Below are 18,423 nucleotides of genomic sequence, written 5' to 3'. Positions count from 1 at the left end.
GACGCGGGCGCGACGCGCCCGTTCGACCGCTGACCGGAGCCCATGAAGACGACCGACCAAAAGGCCATTGCCGACTATCTCGACCAGTCCCGTGCCGTTCTTGAGACGGCGTTGGCCGCGCCAGCCTTCCTCGCCGCCGCGTCTGCCGTTGCGGAAGCGTGGGTCAGCTGCCTCGGCAATGGCGGCAAGGTGCTGCTGTTCGGCAATGGCGGCAGCGCGGGCGATGCCCAGCACATCGCCGGCGAGCTGCTCTCGCGCTTCCGCTACGATCGCGCCCCGCTGCCGGCGCTGGCGCTGACCGTCGACAGCTCCGTGCTGACCGCCATCGCCAACGACTACGGCTACGAGCAGGTGTTCTCGCGCCAGGTGGCGGGCCTCGCCAAGCCGGGCGACGTGGCGGTGGGGATCTCCACCTCGGGCCGGTCGCCCAACGTCCTGGAGGGCCTGAAGATGGCCCGCGCGTGCGGGGCCGTCGCCATCGGCTTCACTGGGGAGGACCCGCGCGACATGGGGCCGCTGTGCGACATCGTCCTGGCCGCGCCGTCCGGCTCCACGCCGCTGATCCAGCAGGTGCACCTCGCCACCGCGCACATCATCTGCGAACGGGTGGAGGCGCGCCTGTTTCCCCGCCCCGGCCGGTGACGCCATGCGGGCCGGCCACGCCTTCGCGGAAGACGCGCCAGATACGCTCGTGGTCCTGCTGGGCGCAGCGGACACTGCGGTCGACGGCGACCTGGAACGGCTCCAGCGGCTGATCGCGGAAGCCGGCCGCTATGGATTTCAGTCGGTTCACATCTTTCATGCGCCAGCCGCCACCTTCGTGGTGAACGAGGCGCTGTCCTCCCTGCCTGTTCTGCCGTCAATGCCGCAGGCGGACAGCTTCGCCACCGGCGCGCCCTTCGCCACCCTGCGCACGCGCCTGCCCGACCTCGGCACGCGCGTGCTGGTGGCAAGCGGCCTCGTGCTGCCGCACTTCAACTGGCTCGATCTGATGGCGGCGGTCGCGCCGTCGCGTGCGGGCGTCGTGGCCCTCTATGAGGGGGCGGCGGACGCGCCGTTCCTGCTGGAGGACGACCGGGCACTGCCCGGCCGGCGCCAGGGCGACGCGCCGAACCATGGCTTCGCCGGCCTCGCGCTGCTCGAACACCACGCCTTGGCGGGCCTGGGCGACGCGGTGACGCTGGCCGCGGCCCTGCGCCGCCTCGCCGAGGCCGGCACTCTCGGCGGGCGGATCGCGCCGGCCCCGACACGGCTGCCGACCGATATCCGCTCGCCCCGGCCGGCCTTGTTCCTGGACCGCGACGGCACGCTCAACGTGGACTATGGCTATGTCTACGATCCCGACCGGCTGGTGTTCCTGCCCGGCGCGGCAGCGGCGGTGAAGCAGGCCAACGACCTCGGCTTCTACGTCTTTCTCGTCACCAACCAGTCCGGCGTGGGGCGCGGCTACTACACCGAGACGGACGTGGAGCGCTGCAACGCCACACTCCAGCGGCACCTGCGCGCATTCGGCGCCCATCTGGACGACATCCGCTACTGCTCGGACCATCCCGACGCGCTGATCGAGGCCTACCGCCGCCCCACCGGCTGGCGCAAGCCGGCGCCGGGCATGTTGATCGACCTCATGGAGCACTGGCCGGTGCTGCGCGAGAAGAGCCTGATGGTGGGCGACAAGGACAGCGACATCGGCGCCGGCCGGGCCGCGGGCGTGGATAGCGCGAAGTTCGAGGGCGACGACCTCTGCGCCTTCCTCGGCCCGCTGCTCCTCGCCGAGCGTGCCGTGCCGGAGCCGCTCGCCGGGGCGCCGGACGCCGCCGAGGAGCCGGAGCCCGAACCGCCGCCGCCGGTGGCCGTGGCGGCTGTGCCGGCGCCCGCCACATTCACGCCGGTACCCGAGCCGGAGCGGGACCCGGAGCCGGAGATGGAGCCGGAGCCGGAAAAGCCGGTGTCGAGACACGGCGTCGCACTTTTTCCGCCAGATCACATCCTGTAAGGTGGATTTAGCGCATCTCACAGTGTGAGCCGGTATTTCGCCGTCGATCCCCCGGCGCATCCAATTGGATTTCGCAATGAGCAATTTCAACGAAGAGACGGTGACGAGCGTCCATCACTGGACCGACACCCTGTTTTCCTTCACCTGCACCCGCGATCCGGGGTTCCGCTTCCTCAATGGCCAGTTCACCATGATCGGACTGACGCTGGAGGGGCGGCCGCTGCTGCGCGCCTATTCCATGGCCTCCGCCAATTACGAGGAGGACCTGCAGTTCTTCTCCATCAAGGTGCCGAACGGCCCGCTCACCTCGCGGCTGCAGCACCTCAAGGTCGGCGACAAGATCCTCGTGGGGCGCAAGCCCACCGGCACGCTGATCCAGGAGAACCTGCTGCCCGGCCGCACCTTGTGGCTGCTCTCCACCGGCACCGGGCTCGCGCCGTTCCTCTCCGTGGTGAAGGACCCGGAAGCCTATGAGCGGTTCGAGAAGATCGTGCTGATCCACGGCACCCGCACGGTGGCCGAACTCGCCTATGACGACTACCTCACCACCGCGCTGCCGCACGACGAGCATATCGGCGAGCTGGTGGCGGAGAAGCTGGTCTATTACCCGACCGTGACGCGCGAGCCGTTCCGCAATCGCGGCCGCATCACCGACCTCATCACGTCCGGCAAGATCTTCGCCGATCTCGGCCTGCCCGAGATCAGCCCCGAGAACGATCGCCTGATGCTGTGCGGCAGCCCGCAGATGCTGAAGGACGTGGTGGAACTGCTCGAGAGCCGCGGCTTCAAGGAGGGCAGCGCGTCCGATCCCGGCCACTACGTGATCGAAAAGGCGTTCGTGGAGCGCTGAAGCCCCGCCTGCGCCCGGCCGCCGCGCTACCGCGTCGGCGGCTGGACGTTGGAATCGCGGAACTCGAAGATCTTCCGCAGGAAGCCCGGCGCGACCGCCGACATGGGGTTGATGCGCAGTGTCGGCCCGCCGGAAATGGGGCCGACGATCTCGAAGGTCACCCCCACCAAGCCCTCATTGGGCCCGCCGCCCAGGAACAGGCCGATCACCGGCAGCTTCGAGAAGATGTTGTTGAGCGCATAAGCGGGCACGAAGGTGCCGCGCATGGCCATGCGGTCCTGCGCGAAGTCGAGCGTGCCGTCGAATGTGGCGCCCACCGACGGACCCCAGATGGCGCCCTCGCGGAACGTCACCTTGCCGGTGGTGCGGGCAAACTGGGCCTGCGCCTTCTCGAATGCCGCCGAACCCGCCTCCACCCGACCCGAGCTGTCGCGCGCCGCGCTGGCGAGCCGCTCCAGCCCCGGCTCGCCCTTGATGGCGAAGTCGCGGATGTGCAGAACGCCTTCCTGGGGCGTCTGGTCGTTGCGCGGCGGGTCGATCACGACCCAGGCCTCGCCGCCCTGGACCTTGGCGTAGATGTCGAGGAAGCGCAGCATCGCGCCCGCATCGGACGTGGAGACGTGCAGCGCCCGCTGGCGGCCCTGCACCGACCGCATCTCGCCGGCGATCGCACCGTCCCTGCCGGCCTTGGCGGTAAGCACGAAGTCGCGCATCTCGACGCCGCGCCGGCTGGTCTGGAGTTCGAACTGGCGCAGCACCTCGCCGAAATTGCCCGTGAGCGCGCCGATCTTGGCCTCCACGTCCACGTCCGGGGCCTTCTGCGGCTTCTTCGAGGGCGGCGGGGTCGAGACCAGGCTCTTCATGATGCCGCGCGCGTCCATCACCTCGCCGGTGATGCGGATTTTCAGCACCTCGCCCGCCCGCTCCGCGCGCAGGGAGGCCTTGTCGCCGTCGGACAACTGGAAGGTCGGGAACTGGGCGCCGAGCAGGCTGCCGCCGTCGGCCAGTTCCAGCGACCCTTTCAAGAGCGTGCCCGAGCCGTCGAGGACGAGGTCCTCAAGGCGCACCGTTGGTCCCCGGTCATTGAGCGTGAAGCGTGCCTTCAACGGCTTGCCGCTCGGCTTCGACAGGCCGGGGATGAGGTCCTGGATGCGGGCGGCCGTGAGATCCACCTCGATGCTGGCACGCGTGTCCTTGTTGTTGGTGGTCCCCACGAGGCGCACCCCGAGGGTGCCGAAGATGCCGGGCACGTCCACGCCGAGGCGCTCGCGCGCCGCATCGTCGAGATTCGCGCTGACGCGGATGTCGGAATCGGCGACGTCCTTCTTCTTCTCGTACTCGAACGCCACCGGCGCCCCGCCGAGCTTGCCCTCGCCGCGCAGCACCACGCCGGCGGGCGAGGCGAAGGCCTTCACGGTGGCGCCCTCCAGGCGCTGGCCGTGGAACACCTTGTCCACGCCGAAATCGGTCAGCGAGGCCTCGAACGAATAGTCGATGTCCTCCGGCTTCATCACCTTGCGGAAGACGATGTTCACCTGCAGCAGCGCCGACAGGCGCCCGCGGGTGGTGGAGGGATCGAAGGCGGTGCCGGTGGGGCCTTTCAGCGGCTCCATGCCGAGGATTTCGATGCCGGCATCGGCCGGCCCCTCGAACTTCACGGAGATCTGGGACGTGGGCTCGCGCGGGAAATAGTCCGGGATCAGCATGATGCCGTCGCTCACCGCGAGCTTGCGGTTCTGCGGCGTCACCACGGTGCCGGAGGGCATGGTGATGCGCACGCTGCGGCCGGTGACGGCGATGGCGAGCTTGGCGCCCGCCACCGGCGGCAGGCCCTGGACCGGGCGCACCGTCACGCCGGAGGCGGCAACCTTGAGGTCCACGGCATCGTCCGGCAGCGGCACCTGCTTCTGGCCGATCAGGTCCATGGGAATGCGGACCGACACGGTGAGGCTGTCGGCGGTGCCGGCGGAGACGTTCTCCACCATGAACTGGCGCGCCGGCGGGGCGATCGAGACCGGCCAGACGCGCTTCAGCGTCGCCGCCGGCAGCGGGCTGGTGGAGGCGTCGAAGAACAGGGTCGGCACGTCCATGCCGAAATCGAAGGCGGCGGTGAAGGTCATGCTGCCGGTGGGCCCGCCGACCAAGCCCTTGTCCACCACCAGCCGCTTGTCCGGGCTGGTCCAGCGCCCGGAGACGACCACCTTGTCGAGGGTGACGGGCGGCTCCGGCATCTCCCCGGCGAGCACGATGCCGTCCGGTCCGAGGGTGAAGGGCCAGGGATCGCCCACCTGCGCGGGCACCACCACCTCGCCCTTCAGGCCGATGCGGTTCTGCCCCTTCGTGGCGACGATCGGTCCGAGCGCGATGATGCGCCGGGCGGGATCGAGCACCGCTTCGACGTGGGCCGCATCGATGTGGAAACGTTCGTCCACGGCCTCGCCGTTGCCGATGGCGCCGGCGCCGAACGTCACGTCCGCCTTCGCCGCCTGCACAGTTCCGTCGAGGCCGAGCCGCGCGGTGAGCGTCGCGTTGAGCGGCGTGTCCATGTAGAAGCGCCGGTGGTCCTGGCTGAAGGCCTGGACCAGGTCACGGGTCGACACGTTGTCGAGCTTCATCTCGATGGCGCGCGCGCCGTCCTTCGCCGGGCCGATGCGGGCAACCGCGGTGGCGATGCCGTGCGGCCCCTCAGAGGTGAAGGTGAGCTGGGCTCCGCCGCCCACAGGCCGGGCAAGGCGGACGCCGATGTTCTCGAACACGATGCGCCGGCCGGAACTCTCGTTTTCGACGATCAGCGTGCCGTTCTTGAGGCCGACGTCAGCCAGCGCGCCGCCGTCGAAGCCTGCCGCCTCCAGTTCCTGCATCCAGCGGGCGGGCGCCCTGAGCACCAGCGGATCGGTCGAGGCCGCAAGCGCGCCGTCGCCTGCGGCCGGGGCAGCGGTGCGCAGCGCCGGTTCGGCGGGGGCGCCCTGCGCCACGGGGGCGGACTGGCCGGTCGCCGGCTGGTTCGCGGCCGGCGGCAGAGCGCCGGGAGAGAGCGGCTTCGCACCGCGTCCGGTGGCCACCGCCAGATGGCCCGAGGCGGCGATGCGCACCGTCATCTCGGCGCCCACGAGGTCGATGCGGCGCGCCTTGGGCGCCAGCGACAGAAGCGAGCCCTCAAGCTCCACCTCGGCGCTCGGGGCGGAGGCGACCATCTGGCCATCGGGGCCGAGCACCTTGATGTCATGCACCACGACGGCGGTGGCGCCATTGTCCACGGTCTCGATCGTGGTCGAGCCGATGACGACCTTGTGGCCGCCACCGATGCGCTCGGCGAGCGCCTGCGCGATGTAGGGGGTGGCGATATTGGCGGTGACGACGCCGCTGGCGACCAGGACATAAAGCGTCACCGCTGCGACGCCGCCCAGCCCGATCAGGCCGAGGCACGCCACCATCAGCACGCGCGCCAGCCGTCCCTGCGGAACGAGGAGGCCCATGAGGCCGCGGCGCGCACGACGTGGCGCCCGTCGGACCGGTGGGGTCTGTCTCACGGTGTCCCGCATGGATATGTCGTCACCTCCCGCAACGTGAGGCTTCGGTCCGAGCCCGCGGACCACCTCGAAACACCGCCCGGTCCGCCGCCCGCGGCTCCCCGACGCCCTTTAGTGAACCTATCCTGCACACGCGGCGTAAAGATGAGGTAGATCAACGCGCGTCGATTCCCCCGGCGCAATGCGTGCCCCGTCCCCTAATGGCGCGGAACACGTCGAAAGGAAGGCGAATGAGCAAATTTCCCGAGGTTGGCGCCAAGGCTCCGGCCTTCAGCCTGAAGCGCGACGGCGGCGGCGAGGTCAAGCTCTCCGACTTCGCCGGACGCAAGCTGGTGATCTATTTCTACCCCAAGGCCGACACCCCCGGCTGCACCAAGGAATCGATCGCCTTCAATGGTCTGAAGGACGCCTTCGCCAAGGCCGACACCGCCATCCTCGGCGTCTCGGCCGACCCGGTGACGGCCCAGGACAAGTTCAAGGCCAAGTACGATCTCGACTTCCCCCTCGGCTCCGACGAGCAGCGCGAGATGCTCGAGGCCTACGGCGTCTGGGTGGAGAAGAGCATGTACGGCCGCAAGTACATGGGCATCGAGCGCGCGACCCTGCTCATCGGCCGCGACGGCACGGTGGCGCAGACTTGGCCGAAGGTGAAGGTGCCCGGCCATGCGGAGGAGGTATTGCAGGCCGCTCAAATACTTACCTGATTGGCAGGCGGAAGAGGTGTATCGTCGGCTCAGGCTAGGCTTGGGTGCGCGACGGGGAGGATATGGTGCTTGACGGCCTGCGCCAGCGCCTTGCCACGCTGGCCGACCGCTTGACTCTGGCTCAGCAGATCGCCCTTGCCATGGGCGTTCTGTTCGCGGTCAGCCTGGCTGCCGTGGCCTTTCTGGCTGCGGCGATCACGCGCGACGTGGCCATCGCCCGCATCGAGGGCGAGATGCGGGAGACCGCCAGGTCGTATGCCGGACGCCTTGAGCAGGAGATGCGCGAGCGCCTGTCCGACCTCACGCTACTTGCCGCTTCCGAGCAGATGAAGGACGTCTGGGGCGGCGACCCGGCGCGGCTGCGCGCCGTGCTCGATCAACTCGCCGCCTCCATGGACCGCCGCGCCTGGATCGGCTTCGTGCGGGCCGACGGCACGGTGGCCTCGGCGACGCGCGGCGCGCTGGAGAATCAGTCCGTCGCGTCGGAGGGCTGGTTCCGCGAGGCGCTCGCTGGCCCGACCTACCGCGACATCGCCGGCGGCGGCGCCACGCCCGCGGCGGCCACGGCGCGCGGCGAGCGGGCGCCGCCCGCGGCGCTCCTCGCCTTGCCCGTGGCCCCCAGCCGCGGCGAGATCGCCGGCGCGCTCGTCGCCCAGCTCTCCCTCGACTATGCCGACGCGCTGCGCCGCGACCTTCTCGGTGGGACGCTCGTCGCTCCCGCCCAGATCTGGCTGCTCTCCCGCGACGGGCGGATGCTGCTCGGCCCCAAGCCGGAGAGCAGGCCCTACGACGCGGCCCAGATCGCCCGCTTCCTGGCGGCGAAGTCCGGAGCCATGCTGGAAGGCGCCGGCGAGGGAAGCACGCTCACGGGGTTTGCCGTCGCCGATGGCGACGCGCACGCCCCATTCATCGACTGGATCATCATCGCCCGCCAGCCGGCGCAGGTCGCGTTCAGCGCGGCCTGGCGCCTCGCCGGCAGCATCCTCGCGGTGGGATTCGCCGTGCTTCTGCTCACCCTCGCCATTGCCGCCTTTCTCGCGCGGCGCATCGCCTGGCCGCTGGTGAGCCTCGCCGGCCGCGCGGACGCGATCGGCCGCACCGCCCACTCCGAAATGCTGCCGCGCCAGCATGGCAGCCGCGAGATCGTGCGGCTGTCCGGCGCGCTTCGCGCCCTCCTGCGCCGCGTCGGCGCGGCCGAGGAGAGGGTCAGCCTCCAGAGCGCCCAGCATGCCAAGGATCTGGGCGACCTGCGCCGCATGGCTGAGACCGACGCGCTCACCGGGCTGCTCAACCGCCATGCCTTCCAAAGCGAGGCGGCGCTGGCGCTCGCCGGCACGCGGGCGAGCGATACGGTGGGCCTGCTGATGGTGGACATCGACCATTTCAAGCGCGTCAACGACACCTTCGGCCACAAGGCGGGCGACCTCGTGCTCGCGGGCGTGAGCGCGGCCATCGCGGAGGTGGTGCGCGGCGCCGACCGGGCGGCGCGCATCGGCGGGGAGGAGTTCGTGGTCCTCACCCGCGACGTGGACGCCGGCGGACTGGTCGCTTTGGCCGAGCGCCTGCGCGCCGCCATCGGCCAGCGCGAGATCGATGTCGGCGCGGCGCGAATCCGGGTGACGGCCAGCATCGGCGCGACGCTGGCCGGGCCGGAGGATCGCGACATCGGCGACGTGATGGAGCGGGCCGACCAGGCGCTCTATGCCGCCAAAAGATCGGGCCGCGACCGCGTGGCGTTGCGCCATCCGCCCGGACGGCTCAGGGCCTGAGCCCCTCCGCCCCGATGCTTTGCGGCAGCACGAACGGGCCGACCGGAACGGCGCCGACGCGCACTTTCACGCCGAAGGCGCGCGCCAGCACGTCGTCGGTGAGCACGGTGCCGGGCGCCCCCTCCGCCACCACGCGGCCGCCCGCCAGCACCACCATGCGGTCCGCCACCATGGCGGCGAGGTTGAGGTCGTGCAGCACCGCGAGCACGCCGCCGCCCGCCCGCGCATGCTCGCGCGCCAGGGCGAGCACGGTGAGCTGGTGGCCGAGGTCGAGGCTCGACGTCGGCTCGTCCAGGAACAGGAATGCGGGCGGCGCCGCGCCATCGGGATAAGCGCGGCGCGCGCAGTCGATCTGCGCCAGCACGCGGGCGAGCTGCACCCGCTGGCGCTCGCCGCCCGACAGGCTGTCATAGCGTCGGCCGCCGAAGCCCGGCAGGTCCACCTGCTGGAGCAGGCGGGCGACGTGGGCGGCGCGGTCCGGCGCCTGCGCGCCGATGAGGCCGATGGCGATCACCTCCTCCACGGTGAAGGGGAAGGCCACCTCCGCCGCCTGCGGCAGCACGGCCCGGCGGAAGGCGAGGTCGCGCGGCGGCATGGCATGGATGTCGGCGCCGTCGAGCGTGACGCGGCCCGCCGCGAGGCGCATCTCGCCGGTCAGGGCCTTCAGCAGGGTCGACTTGCCGGCGCCGTTCGGCCCGACGAGGATGGTGACGGTGCCGGGCACGACGTCGAGGTCGACGTCCGAGACCAGGCGCTTGCCGCGGATGGCGACGCTGACGCCGCGCGCGCTGAGACCGGATGGGTGCATGCGCGCCTCCCTAGCCCGCGAAAGCCCGACGGCCCATGAGGAGCCACAGGAAGAAGGGCGCGCCGATGAGCGCGGTGACGACGCCGAGCGGCAGTTCGGCGGGCGCGGCGATCATGCGCGCGAGGATGTCGGCGCCGAGCACCACCGCGGCGCCCAGCAGTGCCGCCGCCGGCAAGAGCGCGCGGTGCCCCGGGCCGATCACCAGCCGCGCCAGATGGGGCACCATGAGGCCGATGAAGGCCACCACCCCCGCCGCCGCGACCGCCGCGCCGACGCCCGCCGCCACCGCCACCACGCAGATGCGCTTCAGCCGGTTCACGTCGATGCCCACGTGGAAGGCCTCCGCCTCGCCCAGCGCCATGGCGTCGAGCCCGCGCGCGAGGAAGGGTGAGAGCGCCACCAGCGCGAACACGAACGGCGCTGCCAGCGCCGCCTTCAGCCAGGTGGCGCCGCCGAGGCTGCCCATGGTCCAGAACAGGAATTCGCGGGTCTGCTGCTCGCTGGCGATGAACACCATCACGCCCGTGCCGGCGCTTGCCAGCGCGCCGAGCGCAAGGCCGGCGAACAGCAGCGTCGCCACCGAGGTCTGGCCGCCTCTGGTGGCGAGGCGGGCGATGACGAGGGTGGTCAGGAGGCCGCCGGCGAAGGCGGCGAGCGAGAGGCCGAGCCCCTGGAGGCCGAGCGGCAGCAGATGGGCGACCGCGCCGCCGAACACCACCCAGGCCACCGCCGCAAGGCCCGCGCCGGGCGCGATGCCCACGAGACCGGGATCGGCGAGCGCGTTGCGGAACACGCCCTGCATGATCGCCCCCGCCACCGCCGTCCCCGCGCCCACCAGGGCGCCGAGCATCGCGCGCGGAAGGCGCACGTCCATCACCACCACGCGCTCGCGCAGCGCGGCGCCGGTAAGGCTTGCGCCCTCGCCCCACACCGCATCGGCGATCACCGCCAGCACGCGGCCGGGGGCGATGGAGAGCGGGCCGATGGCGATCGCCCCGAGGAAGGCCACGATCGCCAGCAGCGCAAACAGGATCAGCCCCGCCTTGACGGGACGCGCGCGGTCGGCGGCGCCGGATGGCGCCATCTCGAGCGTGCCGGGCACGGGCGCGGCGCTCACTGGCCGTCCGCCCAGGCGCGCGGCGGCAGGTCCGCGAGCCGGGCGCCCGGATGGAGCGCACGGGCCAAGTCTAGCACCGCCTGCGGGGTGCGCGGGCCGAAGCCCAGCAGGTAGCTTCCCCACATGGCGACGTGGCGCCGGTCGCGGGCGGCGGGCGTGCCCATGAAGGCGGGCAGCGCGAAGATGGTCTCGGGGGGAAGCTCCTGGCCGCTCCCCTTCATCACCACCACCGCGTCCGGATCGGCCGCCATGGCCGCCTCGTCCACCGCGGGCTTGTAGCCGTGGACCGAGGCCATGGCGTTGGTGGCGCCGGCAAGCCGCAGCATGGCGTCGGCGCTGGTGCCGGTGCCGCCGACCGTGGCGGAGCCGCCGGACGCCGCCAGCACGAACACCGCCTTGGGGCGGGTCGGCAGCGCGGTCACGGCGGCCTCCACCGCCGCGAAATCGGCACGCACCGCATCCGCGAGCGCGCGGCCTCGCGCGTCTTCGCCGACCGCTTTGGCGATGGCGCGGATCTTTTCCACCACCCCTTCCGGCGTGTGCACCTCGGGGACGATCACCACCGGCACGGAGGCCGCCTTGAGCACGTCGAGTGTGGATTTCGGGCCGGCGCCCTCGATGGCGATGATGAGGCTCGGACCGGCCGAGAGCACCCCTTCCGGCGACAGCGCGCGGGCGTAGCCCACCTGCGGCAAGGCGCGGGCGGCGGCGGGGAACTGGCTGGTCTGGTCCACCGCCACCACTTTGTCGCCGACGCCAAGCGCGAACAGGATCTCGGTGACGGCACCGCCGATGGACACGATTCGCGCATCGCGCGCCGCGCCCTGCGCCGCCGCATCCTGGGGCCGGATTTCGCTCGCAGACGCCCCGCAGGTGCCAAGCACAAACGCTCCGATGAGCGCAATCGCAGCACAAAACGCTACATTCGACGCATTCCAAACTCGCTTATAACCATATGATTCCGACATGAGACTCATCATCTATTGATTCATTCAAATCTGGAACGAATCTAAACAAACGATGTCTCAACACCGTCTTTGGATTAGTTCCCAAGTTTTGCACTATGCATGTTATTTACTTGACCGCAATGCGTCACCGCGATAGCCAAAATAGGGCAGGGCGGTATTCCCTGAGGCGCGCCACGCCCCGTTTCGGGCGGTAGCCAGCCAGATCATCCTGAATGGAGCGGGTCATGGCGGACGGACCGAGGCGGTCGGCATTCTCTTGTCATCTGCGGGAGCTTCTGCTCACCGGCGCGGCGTCGGTGGCGCTGCTCGCCGGTGCGCCCGAAGCCTTCGCCCAGAGCGCGGCGCCCGCTGCCGCCGTCGACGAGATCGCGCTCGACACCCTCACCGTCGTCGCCACGCGCTCCGGCGCCGAGCGCGCCGTGGATTCGCTTGCTGCCGTGAGCGTGGTGGGGCCAGGCGAACTGGGCCAGCTCATGCCGAGCACCACCCAGGACGTGTTCTGGGGCATGCCCGGCACCACGGTGCTGCAGAACGGCAACTCCAGCCAGGCCTCGATCAATATCCGTGGCCTTCAGGACTTCGGCCGCGTCGCGGTGCTCATCGACGGGGCGCGCCAGAACTTCACCCAGCTCGGCCACAATGACGGCGCCGGCTCCTTCTTCCTGGAGCCGGGCCTTCTGGCGGGCGTGGACGTGGTGCGCGGCCCGGTCTCCAACATCTACGGCTCCGGCGCCATCGGCGGCGTGGTCTCGTTCCGTACCAAGGACGCCGAGGACCTCATCAAGCCGGGCCAGACCTGGGGCGTGGAGGCCAATGGCGAGTTCGCCCAGAACGGCCCCATGGGCTTCGGTTCGCTGTTCGCCGCCACCAAGGTGGGGCAGAACGTGGACCTGTTCATCGGCGGCACCGTGCGCAACCGCTCCGACTATGTGGACGGCGACGGCAACACTGTGCCCGACACCGCGCAGGAATCCTGGTCGGGCATCGCCAAGGCCACGTTCCGCCCGGCGGACTTCCACGAGGTGAAGCTGACGGCGCTCAATTACGAGAGCTCCTTCACCACCGGCAACGATTTCCCCACCGCCGCCTCGACCCTCTACGACACCGACGTCGCCAACCGCACCGTCACCGCCAGCTACAACTACACCAACCCGAACGACAACATCTGGAACTGGCGCTCATCGGCCTACTGGAACCAGGTCGAGCAGAACCAGGTGAAGTCGAACGGCTCGTGCAGCAACGTGACCGGCTGCGTCGGCGACCCGCGCAGCTTCAAGATCGACACGCTGGGCTTCGACGTAAACAACACGTCGCGCTTCCTCCTCGCCTCGACCAAGCACGCGGTGACGCTCGGCGGCGACTTCTTCCACGACGACGTGAACAACGAGGACAATTTCGGCTTCGGCGCCGGCTACAACCCCTCGGGCGAGCGCTCGGTGGGCGGCGCGTTCGCGCAGTGGCAGGCCGACTGGACGCCGTGGCTCCAGACCATCGCCGCGCTGCGCTGGGACAGCTACGAACTCTCCAGCGCCACCGTGGACGGCACCAGCGGCGACCGCGTCTCGCCCAAGATCACGGTCGGCATCACGCCGTTCACCGGCTTCACCTTCTACGGAACCTATGCGGAAGGCTACCGCGCCCCGGCCGTGACCGAGGCCCTGGTGAGCGGGATGCACCCGCCGGTCAGCATCTGGTTCAACTTCGGCTTCCTGCCCAACCCGGATCTGCGGGCGGAAATCGGCAAGAACAAGGAGCTGGGCGTCAACCTCAAGTATGACGACATCTTCATGAAGGGCGACAAGTTCCGCGCCAAGGCCAACATCTACCGCAACGACGTCGACGACTACATCAACACCGTGTTCCTGACAGCCGGCGACTCGCCCGCTTGCGCCGCCACCGGCTGGGCGTTCTGCTACCAGTACCAGAACATCGCCGCCGCGCGGCTCGAAGGCTTTGAACTGGAGAGCATGTACGACACCGGCACCTGGTTCGCCGGCCTCAACGTGACCGTCTCCCAGGGCGACGACGTGGACAACGACCAGCCGCTCGTCACCATCATGCCGAACAATGTGGCGGCTACCCTCGGCACCCGCATGTTCGATAACAAGCTGACCCTGGCGGTGCGCTGGCAGTGGGTGGCGGCGAAGACCGCGAGCGAGCTGCCGGACACCCTGACGCCGGCCGAGATCGATGCCCTGGTCACGCCCAGCTTCAACCTGGTGAACGTCTATATGGGCTATCAGGTGAACCAGTGGGCCACCGCGTCCTTCTCGGTGGAGAACCTGCTCAACGAGCAGTACACTCAGTACCAGCAGTTCCTCCCCAGCGCGGGCCTCACCTTCAAGGCGGGCATGCGCGTGACGCTCGGCGGTGGGGAGATCGCAGCGGCGACGCCCGCCAAGTACGTGAAATAGTCTCGCCGGTCCGGCGGAAAATCATTGGAGTTCTAGAATGTTCATCGCCACCAACCGTTTCAAGGTGAAGCACGGGTCCGAGGCCGAGTTCGAGCGGGTCTGGCGCGAGCGCGACACCTATATCGCGGCCGTGCCCGGCTTCGTCGCCTTCGATCTGTGCCGCGGCGCGGAGAAGGAGGAATACACCCTCTACATCTCCCACACCGTGTGGGCCTCCAAGGCCGATTTCGAGGCCTGGACCAAGTCGGATGCCTTCCGCCTCGCGCACAAGGATGCCGGCGCGGCGTCGAACCGCGTGAACTATATTGGCGGTCCCGAGTTCGAGGGCTTCGAGTCAGTGCTGTCGCTCGGCCCGGCCGAGAAGGCGGCCTGACGCGAGGCAGGCTCTATCGCGGGCGTGCCCGCATCGTCACCCTCCACACCGGCTCGTCGTTGCGGCGAGCCGGTTTTTTTCGGCCCGCTCAGGCGGCGGAGGACAGGGTCCCCCGCGCGGCCCGGCGCGCCTCGCGCGACAGGATCGCCTCGGCGTCGAGGCTGCGGATGGGCGTGCCGAGATCGCGCGGCACCTCCCCCTCGGCCTGGAGCGCGAGGTAGCGCCCGCAGCACACCCTGAGGAACGAGGCGAAATTCTCCACCCGGCCGTGAGCGGCATCCAGCTCGCCGTGCAGCCGCACGAGGAGCTGCGGCAGGCTCATGCTGTCGCGGGCGGCGATCTCGCCGAGCACACGCCAGTAGAAATTCTCAAGCCGCACGCTGGTGGCGAAGCCGTTGACCCGGAGCGATCGGAGCCGGGTCTGCCACAGCTCGGGGTCGGCCTCGATGAAGAGCTTGCACATGGGCGCCTCCCTGGCGGTGCTGCCGTGTCCGGTGCTGTCTCGTCCGGTTCCCGGATGCGCCCCTTGCGTGCGCTTCTCCGATGCGCCTTTGCGGCGTGCAGGCGGGCCGCAGCATCGCCCGCCCGCCGATCCTATGCGCGGTTGGGCCGGCGCGCGAGCATCCTCAGGCGGCGCGGCGCTCCGCGCCGTGGACGATGGCGGTGCCCAGCACGTCCAGGAACTGGGCGAGGAAGGCCGGGTGCGCCGGCCAGGCCGGGGCGGAGACCAGATTGCCGTCGGTCACGGCCGCGTCGATGGCGATGTCGGCGTAGGTCCCGCCGGCAAGCTCCACCTCCGGCCGGCAGGCGGGATAGGCGGACACGGTGCGCCCCTCGATCACCCGTGCTGCGGCGAGCAGCTGGGCGCCGTGGCACACCGCGCCCACCGGCTTTCCTGCCGTGAAGAAGTGCCGAACCATCTCGATGGCGCGCGGATTGAGCCGCACATATTCCGGCGCCCGTCCGCCCGGGATCACGAGTGCGTCGTAGCTGGCCGGGTCCACGTCCGCGAACGTGGCATTGAGCGCGAAATTGTGGCCGCGCTTCTCGGAATAGGTCTGGGCGCCCTCGAAGTCGTGGACCGACGTCGCCACCGTGTCGCCGGCCTTCTTGTCCGGGCAGACCGCATGCACGGCGTGCCCCACCGCCAGGAGCGCCTGGAACGGCACCATGACCTCGTAGTCCTCCACGAAGTCGCCGACGATCATCAGGATGCGCTTTGCGGCCATCTTGTCCTCCCTGTCCCCATATGCCGGGGGCGCGGGAAGGATAGGCGTGCCGCAGCGGCGCCGGGTGTTATCCGGCTATAGCGCGGGAAACGCAAAGGGCGCGAGCCGTGCAGCCCGCGCCCTCGCAGAACTCAAACCGGCCGGGACGAGCCTCAGACCTTCTCCACCTGGGCGAATTCCAGTTCCACCGGGGTGGCGCGGCCGAAGATGGACACCGCGACCTTGAGGCGCGAGCGGCTGTCGTCCACTTCCTCGACGATGCCGTTGAACGACGCGAACGGGCCGTCCGCCACCTTCACGGTCTCGCCCACCTCGAACGTGATCGAGGGCTTCGGGCGCTCAATGCCTTCCTGCACCTGCTGCAGGATGCGCATGGCCTCGCCCTCGGAGATCGGCATGGGCTTGTTGTCCGCGCCGAGGAAGCCGGTGACCTTGGGGGTGTTCTTGATGAGGTGGAAGGCCTCGTCGGTGAGGTCCATCTTCACCAGCACGTAGCCGGGGAAGAACTTGCGCTCGGTATCGACCTTGCGGCCGCGGCGCACCTCGACCACCTTCTCGGTGGGCACGAGGATCTGTTCGAACAGGTCCTGCAGCCCGCGCTGGTCGGCCTGCTCGCGGATCGAGTCCGCCACCTTCTTCTCGAAGTTCGAATAAGCGTGGACGATGTACCAGCGCTTCGCCATGGGGGCTCTCCTCACTGGCCGATGGTGAGGAGGGTGGACACGCCGAACCGGATGATCTGGTCGGCGATCAGGAAGAAGATCGAGGCCAGGAACACCATCACGAACACCATCGCGGTGGTGATGAGCGTCTCGCGGCGCGTCGGCCAGGTGACCTTCGCCGTCTCGGCGCGCACCTGATTGAAGAACTCCACCGGACTGAGCTTCGCCATGTCTGTCCCGGCGGCCCCTTGGGAAACCCGGTGGCCGCCACCTCTCTCGTTGCGCGCGCGCCGCGATGCGCGCCGCGCCGTGATGTCCACTTTCCGCCCCGACGCTCCGATCCGGGATTGCCGCTGGCAGAAAATCCTCAAGCCCCGCAGACCGGGCCGCGCGCGCCGATTGCGCCCGCTGTGCCTAGATGGTCGGCCGAAGCCTGCCCTTCAACCTCGTGCCCGCCACCGGATGGGTGGCAGGAGTGGAGGGACTCGAACCCCCAACCCCCGGTTTTGGAGACCGGTGCTCTAACCAGTTGAGCTACACTCCTAGGGCCGCCGAGGGGCCTGACCTAGGGCCTGACACCCGCCCGCGGCGCCGGAACCCGGCTGCGTTCGGGGTAGACTCCGCCGCGCCGGGAAATGAGCCCAGCGCATCGGATGGCCGTGTTTAGTGTGAGGCGCCCCGCCTGTAAAGGGGCGGCGCGTTGCCGCTCAGCCTGCGGCGGCCACATGGCGGAGAACGAAGTCGGCACGGGCATCCACGTCCGCCAGCGGCAGGTCCAGCAGGCGATAGCCGAACTCGGGATAGATCCGCGCCATCACGCCATGGGTGCGCACGGCTTCGTCCCAGTCCTGCCGCCGCTCGGCATCGCGGGCGAAGATCTCGCGCCAAGGCGGGGCGAGGAAGACGTCGCGGGCATACCGGAACGCGGCGCAGGCGCGCACTATGTGGGCCGGCACCGGCAGGCCGCAGAGCGACAGATAGCCTGCCACGTCCGGGATGCCGCGATCGAAGAACACCGGTCCCGCCGCATTCGCCATCTCGTCGTGGGAGCGCATGTCGTGGATGAGCATGGCATCAGCGAAGGCCGCCCGGTCCTGCCACGGCAAGGCCGGGCCGTCGATCCGCATCTGCTGGCGGATGATCGCCCGTCCGGCTTCCGGCGCCACCTTGAACCCGCGCGCGGCCAAGGCGGCAATGAGCGTGCTCTTGCCCGAGCCCGGCCCGCCGGTGAGGACGAAGAATCGGTGAGCGGCAGCCGGCATGGCGCATCTCCGGACGGTTTGCGATCAAGGGGGATGGCCCGGCACACCCGCAGGGCAGTGGGGGCGGGTCAAAGTCTAGGACGGCAGAAGCGGCCGGAGAACCCCTCAGCGTGGCACCCCACCGGGCGGGGAAGGCGGTGGGGCAGGCGCCTGGTCGGCCGGCCGGCCCAGCGCGCAGGCGCGATTGGCGCCGGTGCCGGGGGCATTCTCGAACACGCAGCGCGTCTCCGGCGGTTCCCCGCATACCTTCGCGAGGTCCTTGAAGCCGACGCACCGCCCATCGGGAGCGCGATAGCCGGGGCCGCCCTTGCAGCCGCAGCCGCGGCAGGGCGGCTGATCGGGGCAAGCCGCCGCGACCGGGGCCGCGGCCGCGGCGACGGCGACCAGCGACAATCCGAGGAGGACCATGTGGCGACGCATGGGAGCCATGGCAGATACGAAAAAGGCGGCACCCGAAGGCGCCGCCTCATTCTTCACACGCGGGACGCGAGGTCCAGCGAGCGGATCACTCGATGATGGCGGCGACGACGCCAGCGCCGCAGCCCGTTCGCGCTTGTCGCGGACGGGTCGCTGGCTGCAATCACTCGATGATCGCAGCCACCACCCCTGCACCAACCGTGCGGCCGCCTTCACGGATGGCGAAGCGCAGCTTCTCCTCCATGGCGATCGGCACGATCAGGTGCACGTCCATGGACACGTTGTCCCCCGGCATCACCATCTCGGTGCCTTCGGGCAGCGTGCACA

The 18,423-nt window shown here is 69.9% G+C and carries 17 protein-coding genes and 1 tRNA gene; 7 read left to right on the top strand and 11 right to left on the bottom strand.

Features of this window, described 5'->3' with window-relative positions; genetic code table 11:
• The first annotated feature begins 42 nt into the window (after positions 1 to 42).
• The 3 genes from D9R14_RS13090 (at position 43) to D9R14_RS13080 (ending at position 2,843) form a co-directional block, all read left to right on the top strand.
• On the top strand, positions 43 to 642 hold the full coding sequence (locus D9R14_RS13090) for a D-sedoheptulose 7-phosphate isomerase (protein WP_121623782.1): 600 nt from the start codon (positions 43 to 45) through the stop codon (positions 640 to 642).
• Positions 643 to 646: 4 nt separating this feature from the next.
• Positions 647 to 1,993: a D-glycero-alpha-D-manno-heptose-1,7-bisphosphate 7-phosphatase gene (locus D9R14_RS13085; protein ID WP_245420796.1), complete on the top strand. Its 1,347-nt coding sequence runs from the start codon at positions 647 to 649 to the stop codon at positions 1,991 to 1,993.
• A gap of 76 nt (positions 1,994 to 2,069) precedes the next feature.
• Complete coding sequence (locus D9R14_RS13080; RefSeq protein WP_121623781.1) at positions 2,070 to 2,843, top strand: ferredoxin--NADP reductase; 774 nt, start codon at positions 2,070 to 2,072, stop codon at positions 2,841 to 2,843.
• Between the two features lie 26 nt (positions 2,844 to 2,869).
• Here D9R14_RS13080 and D9R14_RS13075 read toward each other — a convergent pair whose 3' ends face one another.
• Entirely contained in the window at positions 2,870 to 6,319 is a 3,450-nt protein-coding gene (locus D9R14_RS13075; RefSeq protein ID WP_170168607.1) for a YhdP family protein, read from the bottom strand.
• Between the two features lie 284 nt (positions 6,320 to 6,603).
• On the opposite strand from D9R14_RS13075, the gene D9R14_RS13070 reads away from it, so the two are divergent.
• Together D9R14_RS13070 and D9R14_RS13065 are read left to right on the top strand one after the other, a co-directional pair.
• Entirely contained in the window at positions 6,604 to 7,077 is a 474-nt protein-coding gene (locus D9R14_RS13070; RefSeq protein ID WP_121623779.1) for a peroxiredoxin, read from the top strand.
• Positions 7,078 to 7,142: 65 nt separating this feature from the next.
• Positions 7,143 to 8,846: a sensor domain-containing diguanylate cyclase gene (locus D9R14_RS13065; protein ID WP_170168606.1), complete on the top strand. Its 1,704-nt coding sequence runs from the start codon at positions 7,143 to 7,145 to the stop codon at positions 8,844 to 8,846.
• Here D9R14_RS13065 and D9R14_RS13060 read toward each other — a convergent pair.
• Genes D9R14_RS13060 through D9R14_RS13050 form a run of 3 tightly spaced genes read right to left on the bottom strand, consistent with a single transcriptional unit; the run spans position 8,836 to position 11,571 of the window.
• Positions 8,836 to 9,654 carry a heme ABC transporter ATP-binding protein gene (locus tag D9R14_RS13060; protein ID WP_121623777.1) on the bottom strand — a complete coding sequence of 273 codons (819 nt, stop codon included), beginning with the start codon at positions 9,652 to 9,654 and terminating at the stop codon, positions 8,836 to 8,838. The two genes, D9R14_RS13065 and D9R14_RS13060, sit on opposite strands and share 11 nt — an antisense overlap.
• 10 nt (positions 9,655 to 9,664) lie before the next feature.
• Positions 9,665 to 10,738 carry a FecCD family ABC transporter permease gene (locus D9R14_RS13055; protein ID WP_121623915.1) on the bottom strand — a complete coding sequence of 358 codons (1,074 nt, stop codon included), beginning with the start codon at positions 10,736 to 10,738 and terminating at the stop codon, positions 9,665 to 9,667.
• 29 nt (positions 10,739 to 10,767) lie between these two features.
• On the bottom strand, positions 10,768 to 11,571 hold the full coding sequence (locus tag D9R14_RS13050) for a heme/hemin ABC transporter substrate-binding protein (RefSeq protein ID WP_170168605.1): 804 nt from the start codon (positions 11,569 to 11,571) through the stop codon (positions 10,768 to 10,770).
• 392 nt (positions 11,572 to 11,963) lie between these two features.
• On the opposite strand from D9R14_RS13050, the gene D9R14_RS13045 reads away from it, so the two are divergent.
• Both D9R14_RS13045 and hmuQ read left to right on the top strand, forming a co-directional pair.
• Complete coding sequence (locus tag D9R14_RS13045; RefSeq protein WP_121623775.1) at positions 11,964 to 14,153, top strand: TonB-dependent hemoglobin/transferrin/lactoferrin family receptor; 2,190 nt, start codon at positions 11,964 to 11,966, stop codon at positions 14,151 to 14,153.
• A gap of 37 nt (positions 14,154 to 14,190) precedes the next feature.
• Positions 14,191 to 14,526 carry a heme-degrading protein HmuQ gene (hmuQ, locus tag D9R14_RS13040; protein WP_121623774.1) on the top strand — a complete coding sequence of 112 codons (336 nt, stop codon included), beginning with the start codon at positions 14,191 to 14,193 and terminating at the stop codon, positions 14,524 to 14,526.
• A gap of 88 nt (positions 14,527 to 14,614) precedes the next feature.
• Here hmuQ and D9R14_RS13035 read toward each other — a convergent pair whose 3' ends face one another.
• From D9R14_RS13035 to D9R14_RS13000, 7 genes are all read right to left on the bottom strand, one after another.
• On the bottom strand, positions 14,615 to 14,989 hold the full coding sequence (locus D9R14_RS13035) for a ribbon-helix-helix domain-containing protein (RefSeq protein WP_121623773.1): 375 nt from the start codon (positions 14,987 to 14,989) through the stop codon (positions 14,615 to 14,617).
• Positions 14,990 to 15,152: 163 nt separating this feature from the next.
• Positions 15,153 to 15,755 (bottom strand): DJ-1/PfpI family protein, encoded by a 603-nt coding sequence (locus D9R14_RS13030; protein WP_121623772.1) that lies wholly within the window; start codon positions 15,753 to 15,755, stop codon positions 15,153 to 15,155.
• A gap of 152 nt (positions 15,756 to 15,907) precedes the next feature.
• Positions 15,908 to 16,438 carry a transcription termination/antitermination protein NusG gene (gene nusG, locus D9R14_RS13025; protein ID WP_121623771.1) on the bottom strand — a complete coding sequence of 177 codons (531 nt, stop codon included), beginning with the start codon at positions 16,436 to 16,438 and terminating at the stop codon, positions 15,908 to 15,910.
• A gap of 11 nt (positions 16,439 to 16,449) precedes the next feature.
• On the bottom strand, positions 16,450 to 16,647 hold the full coding sequence (secE, locus tag D9R14_RS13020) for a preprotein translocase subunit SecE (RefSeq protein ID WP_121623770.1): 198 nt from the start codon (positions 16,645 to 16,647) through the stop codon (positions 16,450 to 16,452).
• Positions 16,648 to 16,884: 237 nt separating this feature from the next.
• Positions 16,885 to 16,961 (bottom strand) — tRNA-Trp (locus D9R14_RS13015).
• Positions 16,962 to 17,124: 163 nt separating this feature from the next.
• Complete coding sequence (locus D9R14_RS13010; RefSeq protein WP_121623769.1) at positions 17,125 to 17,679, bottom strand: AAA family ATPase; 555 nt, start codon at positions 17,677 to 17,679, stop codon at positions 17,125 to 17,127.
• 580 nt (positions 17,680 to 18,259) lie between these two features.
• The coding region (locus D9R14_RS13000; RefSeq protein WP_500692518.1) for an EF-Tu C-terminal domain-related protein at positions 18,260 to 18,423 on the bottom strand (164 nt) is incomplete at its 5' end.

The sequence above is a fragment of the Xanthobacter tagetidis genome, assembly GCF_003667445.1.
Classification (GTDB): domain Bacteria; phylum Pseudomonadota; class Alphaproteobacteria; order Rhizobiales; family Xanthobacteraceae; genus Xanthobacter; species Xanthobacter tagetidis.
This window is presented reverse-complemented; position numbering and strand designations above follow the sequence as displayed.